Source organism: Pseudoalteromonas nigrifaciens (assembly GCF_002221505.1).
Lineage (GTDB): Bacteria > Pseudomonadota > Gammaproteobacteria > Enterobacterales > Alteromonadaceae > Pseudoalteromonas > Pseudoalteromonas nigrifaciens.
This window is the reverse complement of sequence record NZ_CP011036.1, coordinates 617,323-630,435: the sequence shown is the minus strand read 5'-3', so window position 1 is coordinate 630,435 and position 13,113 is coordinate 617,323. Positions and strand designations below refer to the sequence as shown.

General features: G+C 39.5%; 14 protein-coding genes. 4 read left to right on the top strand and 10 right to left on the bottom strand.

Going from position 1 to position 13,113, the window contains the following annotated elements:
- The first annotated feature begins 67 nt into the window (after positions 1-67).
- On the top strand, positions 68-1,381 hold the full coding sequence (locus PNIG_RS02975; RefSeq protein WP_011327245.1) for a peptidoglycan DD-metalloendopeptidase family protein: 1,314 nt from the start codon (positions 68-70) through the stop codon (positions 1,379-1,381).
- A gap of 94 nt (positions 1,382-1,475) precedes the next feature.
- On the opposite strand, the gene PNIG_RS20005 is transcribed toward PNIG_RS02975, so the two are convergent.
- From PNIG_RS20005 to PNIG_RS02955, 5 genes are all read right to left on the bottom strand, one after another.
- Entirely contained in the window at positions 1,476-1,652 is a 177-nt protein-coding gene (locus PNIG_RS20005; protein WP_011327244.1) for a hypothetical protein, read from the bottom strand.
- A gap of 26 nt (positions 1,653-1,678) precedes the next feature.
- Positions 1,679-2,650, bottom strand: a complete 972-nt coding sequence (locus tag PNIG_RS02970) for an aldo/keto reductase (protein WP_089367777.1) — start codon at positions 2,648-2,650, stop codon at positions 1,679-1,681.
- 114 nt (positions 2,651-2,764) lie between these two features.
- Complete coding sequence (locus tag PNIG_RS02965) at positions 2,765-3,895, bottom strand: sodium ion-translocating decarboxylase subunit beta (RefSeq protein ID WP_011327242.1); 1,131 nt, start codon at positions 3,893-3,895, stop codon at positions 2,765-2,767.
- 13 nt (positions 3,896-3,908) lie between these two features.
- Positions 3,909-5,690, bottom strand: coding sequence for a sodium-extruding oxaloacetate decarboxylase subunit alpha (oadA, locus tag PNIG_RS02960; RefSeq protein ID WP_011327241.1), 1,782 nt, complete (start codon positions 5,688-5,690; stop codon positions 3,909-3,911).
- 12 nt (positions 5,691-5,702) lie between these two features.
- Positions 5,703-5,948 carry an OadG family protein gene (locus tag PNIG_RS02955; RefSeq protein ID WP_011327240.1) on the bottom strand — a complete coding sequence of 82 codons (246 nt, stop codon included), beginning with the start codon at positions 5,946-5,948 and terminating at the stop codon, positions 5,703-5,705.
- Positions 5,949-6,593: 645 nt separating this feature from the next.
- On the opposite strand from PNIG_RS02955, the gene PNIG_RS02950 reads away from it, so the two are divergent.
- The 3 genes from PNIG_RS02950 (at position 6,594) to PNIG_RS02940 (ending at position 7,690) form a co-directional block, all read left to right on the top strand.
- Positions 6,594-6,764: a DUF1328 family protein gene (locus tag PNIG_RS02950; RefSeq protein ID WP_011327239.1), complete on the top strand. Its 171-nt coding sequence runs from the start codon at positions 6,594-6,596 to the stop codon at positions 6,762-6,764.
- A 65-nt stretch (positions 6,765-6,829) separates the two neighbouring features.
- The gene (locus PNIG_RS02945; protein WP_011327238.1) at positions 6,830-7,021 is read left to right on the top strand and encodes a hypothetical protein; all 192 of its coding nucleotides are present in this window, start codon (positions 6,830-6,832) and stop codon (positions 7,019-7,021) included.
- A 201-nt stretch (positions 7,022-7,222) separates the two neighbouring features.
- Positions 7,223-7,690 carry a YcxB family protein gene (locus tag PNIG_RS02940; protein ID WP_011327237.1) on the top strand — a complete coding sequence of 156 codons (468 nt, stop codon included), beginning with the start codon at positions 7,223-7,225 and terminating at the stop codon, positions 7,688-7,690.
- 50 nt (positions 7,691-7,740) lie between these two features.
- On the opposite strand, the gene csrA is transcribed toward PNIG_RS02940, so the two are convergent.
- From csrA to PNIG_RS02915, 5 genes are all read right to left on the bottom strand, one after another.
- Positions 7,741-7,932, bottom strand: coding sequence for a carbon storage regulator CsrA (csrA, locus tag PNIG_RS02935; RefSeq protein ID WP_011327236.1), 192 nt, complete (start codon positions 7,930-7,932; stop codon positions 7,741-7,743).
- A gap of 90 nt (positions 7,933-8,022) precedes the next feature.
- Positions 8,023-9,240: an aspartate kinase gene (locus PNIG_RS02930; protein ID WP_089367776.1), complete on the bottom strand. Its 1,218-nt coding sequence runs from the start codon at positions 9,238-9,240 to the stop codon at positions 8,023-8,025.
- On the bottom strand, positions 9,241-11,847 hold the full coding sequence (gene alaS, locus PNIG_RS02925; RefSeq protein ID WP_011327234.1) for an alanine--tRNA ligase: 2,607 nt from the start codon (positions 11,845-11,847) through the stop codon (positions 9,241-9,243).
- 19 nt (positions 11,848-11,866) lie between these two features.
- The gene (locus PNIG_RS02920) at positions 11,867-12,319 is read right to left on the bottom strand and encodes a regulatory protein RecX (protein ID WP_011327233.1); all 453 of its coding nucleotides are present in this window, start codon (positions 12,317-12,319) and stop codon (positions 11,867-11,869) included.
- Positions 12,319-13,107, bottom strand: coding sequence for a BPSS1780 family membrane protein (locus PNIG_RS02915; protein WP_089367775.1), 789 nt, complete (start codon positions 13,105-13,107; stop codon positions 12,319-12,321). The genes PNIG_RS02920 and PNIG_RS02915 overlap by 1 nt, the downstream gene beginning before the upstream one ends.
- Between the last annotated feature and the right edge of the window lie 6 nt (positions 13,108-13,113).

Below are 13,113 nucleotides of genomic sequence, written 5' to 3'. Positions count from 1 at the left end.
CGTACATTATTCGTTATATCCTGCAAGATAATCTATTAATTTTCTTGACAGCAGAAAAAGGCACGTTATGGTTCACGTGGTTCACACGCTCCCCAAAAAACACAAATTGCTTATTTTAGGCTTAGTTTCTGCTATTGCTGGCTTAGCTTTTCTCCCTTCTGAAAAAGCCACTGCATCCAAAGACAATAGTGAAAACACGCTAGAAATTGGCAAGCGCTATGAGTTACAAGTTAAAGTTGATGACAACGAAAAATTAACTGCGTTAAACTCAGAGCAAGCAGCAGACAAGCTGCCAGAATACGACTTTGTTGATCACCAAGTAAAAAATGGAGATAACTTAGCTATTATTTTTAAACGTGCTGGCTTTTCAGCTCAAACGTTACATAAATTAATTAACACTAACGCAGAAACTCGCAAACTTACTAAAATTCACCCGGGTGAAACACTGAGTTTTGCCACTGCAAAAGATGGCGATTTAGCACAGCTGCGTTACGTTATTTCAAAAACAGACACTTTATTTGTTACCTTAAACGATGAAGGGCAATACGACACTTCAATCGATAGTAAAGAAATAGAAACACTAACTAAAACAGTAGGCGGCGAAATTTCTAGTAGCTTTTGGACTTCAGCAATAGCTGCAGGTTTAAGCGAGCGCCAAATAATGAACTTTGCCGATATATTTGGTTGGGATGTAGATTTTGCTAACGATATTCGCAAAGGCGATGGGTTTGGTTTAATTTATGAATCTCACTATGTAGATGGTGAGTTTATTGGTACTGGTAAAATTATTGCTGCGGAATTTGTTAACCAAGGCCAGCGCTATGCTGCAATTCGCCACACTGACGGTAGTTTTTATACTCCTGAAGGGCGCAGCATGAAAAAAGCATTTTTACGTGCACCAGTTAGTTTTAAATATATAAGCTCAAGCTTTAACCCGCGACGTTTGCACCCAGTAACGGGGCAAGTTAGAGCGCATCGCGGTATAGACTTTGCGGCGCGCACTGGCACGCCGGTAGTTGCCTCAGGTAATGGTAAAGTTATTAAATCGGGTTACAGTAAATATAATGGTAACTATGTATTTATTAGCCATGGCACACAGTACGTAACTAAGTACTTGCACCTTAATAAACGCCTAGTAAAAACAGGGCAAAAAATTAAGCAAGGTGAGCAACTCGGTACTGTTGGCTCTACTGGTCGTGTGACCGGTGCCCACTTACACTATGAATTTTTAGTTAATGGTGTTCATCGTAATCCTAAAACCGTTAAATTGCCTAAGTCAGAGCCGCTGCCACGTGCAGAGCTTGCCAAGTTTAAGCCTATTGCTGATAACTTTATTGCCCAGTTAGAGCGCAACCGCGAACTACAGTTAGCACTTAAGTAACATTAAATCATTATTAAAAAAGCCTTTGCTAGGTAACTTGCAAAGGCTTTTTTGTACCTATAATTTTTTTGCCTATGAATAATAGACTGACACACTAATTCATTAATACATAAATTAGCTGTACCACTAACGATACCATTACCAGTGGCCATATATACTTACTGTATTTTTTAGCGCCATCTAAGCCTATTTTACTTTGATACTTTTCTAATAACGGAATTAATATTAACAATGCGACAAACAAGCTAATTAAAATAACGAATATATTCATAGTAATACCTTAAGTGGGGGTCTAAATTAGGGTAACTCGTGCCCTTTGGCGCTGACATATAATGCATACCAATGCTCTCGGGTTAATTCTATATTTACAGCGCTGCACGATGCAGCCAGTCGCTTAGCATTAGTTGTGCCTATTACCGGTTGAATTAATGCCGGATGGCGCAGTAACCAAGCCAATACAATAGCCTCGGCAGACGTGCTATAAAGTGCTGCTAACTTATTAACTAATATAGCGGTATTAATATCTGCAGGTGATGCATTTTGCAGCTGTTTTCCTGAATATAATCCTTGGCATAAGCTACCCCAGCTTTGAATTTGTATTTCCTGCTCGGTGCAATATTCTATAAAGCCGGGAGTAAAGTTAATGTCTTTGCCATCGCGGTTACCGACATATACCCCCTCATCAACCCAGGCTGATTGCTTTAAGCTTGCTTCAATTTGGTTGGCAACTATGGGCATATCAAGGGCTGTTTGTAAAAACTGTATTTGTTGCTGCGACATATTAGACACCGCAAAATGACGTACTTTGCCACTTTCTTTTAAGCGACTAAATACCTGAGCTACTTCTTCAACTTGTATCAAAGGGTCGGGTCTGTGCAGCATAAGTACATCTAAATAATCAGTATTTAACCGCTTAAGAGAGCCCTCTACTGATTGCTCAATCCATTGCTTTGATAAGTCGTAGCGCTTTGGCCCTTGCTCATCGGCAAAACGAATTCCGCACTTTGACTGGATATAAATTTGCTCTCTCAGCTCTGGGCGCTGCTTAAGGACTTGGCCAAACACCTGCTCAGCTTTACCAAATGTATAAATATCGGCGTGATCAAAAAAATTAATGCCACCGGCTATTGCTGTATCTATACAAACATGTGCCTGCTGGGTATGAGTATTAGTTAAGGGGTCTTTATTCCAGCCTCCCCCAAGTCCCATACAACCAAATATGAGCTTGCTAACATTAGGTAAATATTTTGCCAAAGGAGTGTCATGCATGCCGGCTATCCTTAATTAATTACAAGTAGCTTACTGTAACAAAAACAGTCAATAAATTAAGCATAAAAAAAAGCGCAGTAAACTGCGCTAATCGGTTGGATTTTAAAATTGATGTTAGCCAACAAGTGCTAATAAAATACCTGCTGCAACTGCACTGCCTAGTACTCCGGCAACATTTGGCCCCATTGCATGCATAAGTAAAAAGTTATGTGGATTGCTCTCAAGGCCTACTTTATTTACTACGCGCGCCGCCATGGGTACAGCCGATACTCCCGCAGCACCAATTAATGGATTAATCGGCGTTTTAGATATTTTATTTAACCCTTTAGCCATAAATACGCCCGAGGCTGTACCTATAGCAAAAGCCAGTGCGCCAAGCACTAAAATACCAATCGTCTCAACAGTTAAAAACTTATCTGCAGCAAGCTTTGAGCCTACAGCTAAACCTAAAAATATAGTTGTAACATTGATGATTTCGTTTTGAGCACTGTTACTTAATCTATCAACAACACCCGACTCTCGCATTAAGTTACCTAAACAAAACATACCAACCAGAGGTATCGCCGCAGGTAAAAACATTGCTGTTAAGCTAAGTACCATTAACGGAAAAATAATTTTCTCTTTTTTAGATACTTTACGCAGCTCTGGCATTTTTATTTGGCGCTCTTCAACCGTGGTTAATGCGCGCATAATTGGCGGCTGAATAATTGGCACTAATGCCATATACGAATAAGCAGCTACCGCAATCGCACCTAACAAGTCGGGTGCCAGTTTAGAGGCTAAAAATATAGCGGTTGGGCCATCAGCTCCACCAATTATCGCAATAGCCGACGCATCTTGCAGGCTAAATTCAAAACCAGGTACATAGTTAAGTAAAATAGCGCCAAACAAAGTCGCAAAAATACCAAACTGTGCAGCTGCACCTAATAGCAACATACGAGGGTTAGCAATTAGCGCACTAAAATCAGTTAACGCGCCTACTCCCATAAATATTAATAGTGGAAAAATACCGGTATCAATACCTACATAATACACATAATGCAGTAAGCCGCCGGGGTCGGATAAACCTGCCACCGGAATATTAGTTAATATTGCACCAAAGCCGATAGGTAATAATAATAGGGGCTCAAATTTTTTGGCTATTGCCAAAAACAATAATAAACAGCCTACCGCAATCATAATCAACGCTGGAAATGTAAAGTTAGCAATGCCTGTGGCATGCCAGAGGTTTAAAATACCATCCATCCTCTATTTACTCCTAAGCTAATGCAATCATAGCGTCGCCGGTAGTTACAGCATCGCCTTCACCAACTAACACTTCAGCAATTGTTCCGGTGTGCGTAGCGCGTATTTCAGTTTCCATTTTCATGGCTTCCATAATAATCACTACATCACCTTCATTCACAACTTGCCCTGCTTTTACCTTTATCTTAAAAATATTACCGGCTAAAGGGGCGTTAAGTGTTTCGCCTGATGCAACCGAAGCAGACTGAGGAATATGTTCTGAGTCTTTTAATGTAACTTCTTTAAGCTCGCCGCCTTGAGCTACAACAACGTCGTAAACCTTACCGTCTACTTTTACGCTGTATTGCTCAGCTTTAACGCTGTTGTTATTTGAAGCTGATTTAGAGGGAGCTTTATTACTTTTATCTTCAACACAAGGAACTGGCTCAAATGCATCTGGGTTGTTACGGTTTTTAATAAACTTCAAACCAACCTGTGGGAATAATGCATACGTTAGTACGTCATCAATTTGCTCATCAGCAAGAGTTAAACCTTGCTCTTGTACTTCTTTTAATAATTCAGCCTCAAGCGTTGCAAGCTCAGGTGCAATATTATCTGCAGGACGACAAGTAATTACCTCTGCTCCATCAAGCACACGCTCTTGTAGCTCTTTATTCATAGGTGCTGGTGTTAGGCCATATTCACCTTTTAATACGCCAGCTGTTTCTTTAGTAATTGTTTTATAGCGCTCACCCGTTAGTACATTAAGTACCGCTTGAGTGCCTACAATTTGCGACGTTGGTGTAACAAGCGGTAAAAAGCCTAAATCTTCTCGTACACGTGGGATCTCAAGTAAAACTTCATTAAGCTTATCTGCTGCGCCTTGCTCTTTAAGCTGGTTTTCCATGTTAGTTAACATGCCACCAGGTACTTGCGCGAGTAAAATACGGCCATCAACCCCTTTTAAGCTACCTTCAAATGCCGCGTATTTTTTACGTACATCTCTAAAGTAAGCAGCAATTTCTTCAAGGTGATTTAAATCAAGCTCAGTATCACGCTCAGTCCCTTCAACTATCGATACAATAGTTTCAGTTGCGGTGTGTCCGTAAGTCATACTCATAGATGAAATTGCGGTATCAAGCATATCAATGCCTGCATCAATCGCTTTTTGATAAGTCGCAGTACTTAAACCTGTTGTGGCGTGGCACTGCATTGCAATTGGAATAGATACAGTTTCTTTTAGTGCTTTAATTAGTTTTTCAGCATCGTACGGCTTTAATAAACCCGCCATATCTTTAATACAAATTGAATGACAGCCTAAATCTTCCAACTGCTTAGCTAGCGTTAACCACATATCAAGCGTATGAACAGGGCTTACTGTATAAGAAATAGTCCCTTGGGCATGTGCGCCTACTTTTATAGCCGCTTTAATTGCCGTTTCAAGATTACGTACATCGTTCATTGCATCAAATATACGAAATACATCAACGCCATTTTTATGGGCACGCTCTACAAATTTTTCTACTACATCGTCAGCATAATGGCGGTAACCTAATAAATTTTGACCGCGTAATAGCATTTGCTGTTTAGTATTTGGCATCGCTTTTTTTAGTGCGCGAATACGCTCCCAAGGATCTTCACCTAAATAACGAATACACGAATCAAACGTAGCTCCACCCCACGACTCAATAGACCAATAACCTGCATCATCAAGCTTTTTTGCAATCGGTAGCATATCGTCAAGGCGCATACGAGTTGCTAACAATGATTGATGCGCATCACGTAGTACCAGTTCTGTTAATTTTAATTTAGCCATTTAAGTGCTCCTTTAATTATTGTTTGTTTTGTACTGAGCAATGGCAGCACTAATTGCGGCGATGTGCTCATTAGGCACACCTTGTGATTTAAAAGACGGTGTTCTGGCAGGCATTGCAAGCTCAGGCTCTGCAAAGCGAGATACCAGCTTAGACATAACCGTAACGCAGGTAATTAATAATGACAGAAACACAAACACCCCCACCATACCGGTTAGCATTAAGTTGCTTGCTGTTGTAAGTAAAGCAGCGATATCCATTTTCCTCTCCTATAAAACTTATACCGAAATCAAAATAAAAAATCATTTTACGTAAATAATTATTCACCGAATAATAACAAAAAACAGTGTTTTGTCTATAGCCTGTAAATTGGTAAAACCAATTTAAACAAAACTAACATGCTATTAATTAACTTAACACTACAAAAAGGACTAGATACGCGCTATTACATAGATAATAAAAATAGTGAATATAAATAAAAGTTATATAGGCGACCTAAAAACCGTTAATAATGCACTTAAAGTAAAGCGTTAACAGTTCTATTAGCATAAAGTAATTTCACCACTGGCAATTGGTCTTACCAAATATATTTGTTAATTATTCAACCATTTAAATAGCCGCTGTTATTAAGCCCGCTATGCTCGCAAGTCTCGAACTGCAATTTAATAGCTCTTAAACTCAATTCTAAAAATCAATATGCGCTAACTTCTCTTATAAAAAACTAACATCCATAATCACTTGTATCAGTATGAATAAATTACATAGCAAAGCGTAAAACTTACCATTGAGTGCACGCTGAAATAACACAAACAAAAGCAAACCATTGATTTAAAAGCAAAAAAAAACAATGGCACGTAACTCGCATCATATCCATTGAGCAAATTTGATAAACCAAGGAGAATACAATGTTACGCTGGACAATCACTTTTTTAGTAATTGCTTTAATTGCTGCAGTGTTAGGTTTTGGTGGTATAGCAGGCGCCGCAGCGGGTATTGCAAAAATTATATTTTTTATATTTTTAATACTTTTAGTTATATCTTTAGTATCGGGTGCCCTACGTGGCAAAAAGCCCTAGGTAACAAACTAAAGTTTTAAACTAATTAAAAATCATTTAAATCAAAATTTACAAGGAATTACATTATGAATTCGACAACTTTAAGAGCAGCACTAATTGGCCTATTCGCAAGTTTATTTATTATGGGCTGTGAAGATAACCACGCAGAAGATGCTGGTGAACGTATTGACGAAGCAGTAACTGACGTGCAAAACAAAGTTGAAGATGCATGTGAAGAAGTAAAAGAAGGTGTAAATGCAGAAGAAACTAACTGTTAATTCTTCTAATTTATTAAAAAAACGGCTCTAAAATGAGCCGTTTTTTTATGTGTGTAATAAAATAATATCTAAATTAAAGGTTGGATCTGATAAATAATAAACGCCAATATCTTTATCTATTATGCAGTTATTTATTATATAACTGCGCATTTACTGGTTAGCTTGTTAAAATGCATATAACTATGTTTTAAGAACTTCTATATGACACTTACAACAACCTACACGCTTGATAAGCCTTATTTTTATGAGTGCTTTGACGAATCAGTTGCGCATAGCAAGCGCGCGCAACCAAAATACTTTTTATTGGCGCTATTAGTAGCACTCGGTTTATTTGGAATTTATGGTTTAGACGATCATTACCTAGGATCTTTTCTGATCATGGTTGCGGTACTCGAATGTATTGCCTTTTATTATCGCCGTCCTTGGTGGGTTACTAGACAAATGCTAAGCAAAGCCTCGGGGTCTGAGGTCACCCTTACCTTTGACGAAGAAGGGATTAAATCGAGTAACTTTTATAAAAACACCCAACTTCTGTGGTCAGATATTAACGAAGTTATAACCACAGAGCGCGGCATACTATTAAAAAACAAAAAAGGTATGCAGTATATATCCAAGCACATATTAACTGCCGAAACACTTAATTTTATACACAAAAAAGCCACTCAGTGAGTGGCTTTTGGCAATAACTCAGTATGTAACTAAGTTATATACATTGCTGATTAAGCATTGCCAGGTTCAGGGTTAGACTTTTCAGCTTGAATACGCATGTAAATTTCTTCACGATGCACTGAAACGTCTTTTGGTGCGTTAACACCGATTCGAACTTGATTCCCTTTAACACCTAGAACAGTAACGGTTACTTCGTCACCGATCATTAGGGTTTCACCTACTCTACGAGTTAGTATTAGCATTCTTTTGCTCCCTTGTTCCAATAAAATTATAAGATTCCGCTAAAACATTTTAATGAAAATTAGACTAAAAAGTAAGTAAAACCTATCAATCTATTCATTTTCTGTTAAAAATATCTTATGTAATGCACGAACAGCCAACTCTAGGTATTTTTCATCTATTAAAACCGATATTTTAATTTCTGATGTAGACACTAAAATAACATTAATATTTTCTGCAGCTAATGCATCAAAAAATAAACTAGCAACACCCGAATGTGACTTCATACCCATACCAACAGCAGACACTTTAGCGACTGTTGTTAACCCAAAAATATTTTGTGCTGTTAACTGAGCTTGCTGCTCTGTTAAAACGTCTAATGCGTGTAAATAATCATTTGTGTGTACAGTAAAAGCATAGTCTACTTTGTCAACATTATGATTAACTTGATTAATCATATCTATTTCGATGCCATTATCTGCAAAAAGTTTCAAAATCTTTGCAAGATATCGTGTACCACTAAGTACACCCTCTACATTTATTAAACATTCATCACGATTAAACGCAATACCCGAAACGACATTACCAGGCATATCGCTCTCCTCAAAACTAATCAATGTACCAGCATCAGGGTAAAAACTTGATAGCACCCTAAGTGGCACATTGTGCTTTCCTGCCGCTTCAACTGAACGAATATGCAATACTTTAGCCCCTAAACTTGCTAACTCTAGCATTTCAGCAAAGGTAACTTGGCTCATTCGTCGTGCATTAGGTTCAACACGAGGGTCTGTAGTATATACGCCGTTAACGTCGGTATAGATCTGACATTCGTCAGCTTTTATTGCTCCAGCAATTTCAACCGCCGAAGTATCGGTACCGCCACGCCCTAATGTAGTTACATTTCCTTCAATATCACGGCCCTGAAAACCCGCAATAATTGCAATACGGTTATGCTCAAGCTCATGTTTTAAACGCGTTGCAGCTACATCTGTAATACGGGCTTTGCCAAACATATTATCGGTTAAAATATTAACCTGATCGGCTAATAAACTCACAGCAGAATGACCGCGTTTAATAATAGCCATAGCTAATAAAGCCACCGAAACCTGCTCGCCGGTGCTAATTAATACGTCAAGTTCACGGCTACTTGGCCGAGTATCTATTTGTTTGGCGAGATTAATTAAGCGGTTGGTTTCTCCCGACATAGCCGAGAGCACTACAACCACTTGATGGCCTTGTTGTTTAGTTTTAACAACAAGGTCGGCAACCGCTTCAATTCGCTCTATTGAACCAACTGAAGTGCCACCGAACTTTTGAACAATAAGTGCCACTTAAGCTTGTGTTTTCTCAGTAAACCAAGCTGTTACACTGTCTAATGCTGCAGTTAGGTTTTCTGGCTCAGAGCCACCCGCTTGTGCCATATCTGGACGGCCGCCACCTTTACCACCTACTTGGCTGGCCATATGGTTAACTAGCTCACCGGCTTTAACTCTACCGGTTAAATCTTTAGTTACACCTGCAATTAAGCTCACTTTATCATCGCTTGCAACACCTAGTGCAATAACACCCGAGCCAATTTTGTTTTTAAGATCATCAACCATACCACGTAACGCTTTTGACTCAGTGCCCTTAACGTTGGCTATTAATAGCTTAATACCGTTAATTTCTACTACTGAATCAAGTAATGAGGCACCCGCAGCACTTGCTAGCTTATCGTTAAGTTGCGCAATTTGTTTTTCTAGCTGTTTTGATTTATCAAGCAGCGCAGTTACTTTTTCAAGTACTGACGCGCTGTCGGCTTTAACTACAGCAGCTACATCATTTAGCTTTTGCTCTTGCTCACTCACGTAGGCAATCGCGTCAGCGCCGGTTACCGCTTCAATACGACGAACACCCGCAGCAATACCGCTTTCAGATACTATTTTGAATAAACCAATATCACCTGCGCGTTCAACATGTGTACCACCACAAAGCTCAATAGAGTAGTCCCCAATAGTAACTACACGTACTTCGTCATCGTATTTTTCGCCAAATAGCGCCATTGCACCTTTTGCTTTAGCGTCATCTATTGCCATAAGCTCGGTACTTAACGCAAAGTTACAACGAATTTCATCGTTTACTACACGTTCAATTTCGCGTAATTCTTCTTTGGTAACAGCTTCAAAATGTGAAAAGTCAAAACGCAAACGCTCTGCTTGAACTAGCGAGCCTTTTTGACCTACATGTTCGCCTAATAATTGGCGCAGTGTTTCGTGTAATATATGCGTAGCAGTATGGTTTTTCTTGATGCGTTCGCGGCGTGCGTCATCAATTGTTGCTTCTACTTTATCGTTAAGACCAATACGGCCTTGTACTATACCGTGGTGTGCAAATGCATTACCTAATTTAGTCGTGTTAGTTACTGTAAACTCGCCACCAGCAACGCTAATTACACCTGTATCACCAACTTGGCCGCCCGACTCTGCATAAAATGGCGTACGGTCTAGTATTACAATGCCTTTTTGGCCATCTTCTAGTAATGAAACCGACTCACTGCCAGCAAACACTTCAACCACAGTCGCACTATGGCTAGTGGTGGTGTAACCTTTGTAAGTTGTTTGTTTGTCTGACTTTAATTGATCGTTATAATCGGCACCAAATTTACCGGCCTGCTGCGCTGTTTTACGCTGCACCGCCATGCACTCTTCAAAGCCTTTATTATCAATCGTCATTTGACGCTCACGCGCCACATCTGCAGTTAAATCCGCAGGAAAGCCATAAGTATCGTAAAGTTTAAATACTAAGTCGCCAGGAATTACATCACCTTTAAGGTCGCTTAAGCTTTCTTCTAAAATAGCTAAACCACGCTCTAGCGTTTTACCAAACTGCTCTTCTTCAATGCGTAATACTTTTTCAATAATTTCTTGCTGCTTTGCAAGCTCTGGGTACGCTTGGCCCATTTGCTCAATAAGTGCAGCTACTAATTTATAGAAAAAGGCACCTTGTGCACCTAACTTATTACCATGGCGAACAGCACGGCGAATAATACGACGTAGTACATAACCACGGCCTTCGTTAGATGGCATAACCCCGTCAGAGATTAAAAATGCACACGAACGAATATGATCCGCCACTACGCGTAGTGATTTGTCGTCCATGTCTTGTGCGTTAGTAACACTTGCAGCAGCGGCAATTAAGCCTTTAAATAAGTCAATTTCATAGTTTGAATGAACGCCTTGTAAAATAGCAGCAATACGCTCAAGCCCCATACCTGTATCAACCGATTGCTTAGGTAGTGGCAGCATAGTTCCGTCGTTTTGACGGTTGTACTGCATAAATACTAGGTTCCAAATTTCGATAAAGCGATCGCCATCTTCCTCAGGTGATCCTGGAGGGCCGCCCCAAATATGCTCGCCATGGTCGTAAAATATTTCAGAACACGGGCCACACGGACCGGTATCACCCATTGACCAAAAGTTATCTGCAGTGGCAATTCTAATAATGCGATCTGCAGGTAAGCCTATATCGTTAGACCAGTAGTTAAACGCTTCTTCATCGTCATGGTAAATAGTAACTAACAGTTTTTCTTTAGGTAGCTTTACTTCCTCTGTTAAAAACTGCCACGCAAATTTAATCGCGTCTTGCTTGAAGTAATCACCAAAACTAAAGTTACCTAACATTTCAAAAAATGTATGGTGACGCGCAGTATAACCAACGTTTTCTAAATCGTTATGCTTACCGCCAGCACGTACACAGCGCTGCGAGCTAGTCGCACGCGTATAAGGGCGGCTTTCTGCGCCTAAAAATACATCTTTAAATTGCACCATACCGGCATTGTTAAATAACAAAGTGGCATCGTTACCCGGTATAAGCGAGCTTGAAGGAACAACTTGATGTTGTTTGCTGGCAAAAAAGTCTAAAAACTGTTGTCTAATTTGTGCGGTAGTCATGTGCTGCATGTGAAGGTCTCACCCGTATTTACTGTGCTTGCATTGCAAAATCGATTTCATCGTAGCTAAAGCCTCTATACATTAGGTAGCGCACGCGCTTGGCCTTGTCTTTGTACTCGAGGTCTGCCGGTGTATTTGAATATTTTTTATTGTACGCATCCTGCGCCAGCTCAAACCAATCTACTTCAAGCTCTTCAATTACTTTTTCAAGTAATGAACGGTCAATCCCTTTGCCCATAGCTTCGCTTTGAATGCGCCTTAAGCCATGGCATTTAAATATGTGTTTTCTAACAAAGCCTTCACAGTAACGTTGCTCGTTTACAAAATTGTGCTTTTCGCACCAATCAAGCAAGGTTTCGATAAACTCATCTGTGGCTTCTTTTTTTTGTAATTTAAACGTTAATTCTCGGCGTGAATATTCTTGCCTTGATAACAACCAAAGTACATAGTTTTTTAATTTCTGCTTTAACTTATCATCCATTAAGCGTCAAAACGCCCACTAGACTCACTACTTAATGGCGTAATATTGCTATCGTCACTTGGTGGTACAACCGGCATAAAAATAGCTTGATAAGATACAAAAAAGCTAATGTAGCAAATAGGCATTAAAACCAACAAGGGTAAGAACGATAAAAACATCGAAAGCACTATAAATAACCCGCAAATAATAGCATAAACGCTTAGCGGTAAAATATTATAATAAAACACCATAAAGGAGTTTTTAAGAGCGCTAAAAATACGCTGTTCTTTATTAAAGTAAACTAATGGAACCGCGTAAGCGAATGCAGTTAAATAAACAGACAACGCTAATAAAAATAGCACCACGCTTGCCATAGAAATACTCTCTAACATTTGGCTAATTGCTATATTAGGATCTAAATCTGGCTGCGCCATAACCGCAATTGCATCGGCAAATAAACCGTTTGCTAATAATGCCATTAAAATACCCGCACCCATTTGGTACAAAGCCAAACGCAGTAAACCTAAACGATTACCTTTAGTGGTAATAGGCTTGAGAATATCAGCGAGCATAATTTTACCGCCTTGCTGCTTAGTAAGCACAGCCTGATAAAATCCTGCGGTTAAAAATGGCGTAGCTAAAGCCGCTACCACTTGTAATAGCGGTAAAAATAACGACAACAGGCCAACAATACCAATAAATAAATGCATAAAAATAAAAGTAAGCGGCTGGGTTTTAAAAATAAGCCAGCCCGCTCTAAACCACTTTAGGGCAGCATCGGCCTTAAAAACTCGTAATTGTGTAGACATAGTTAC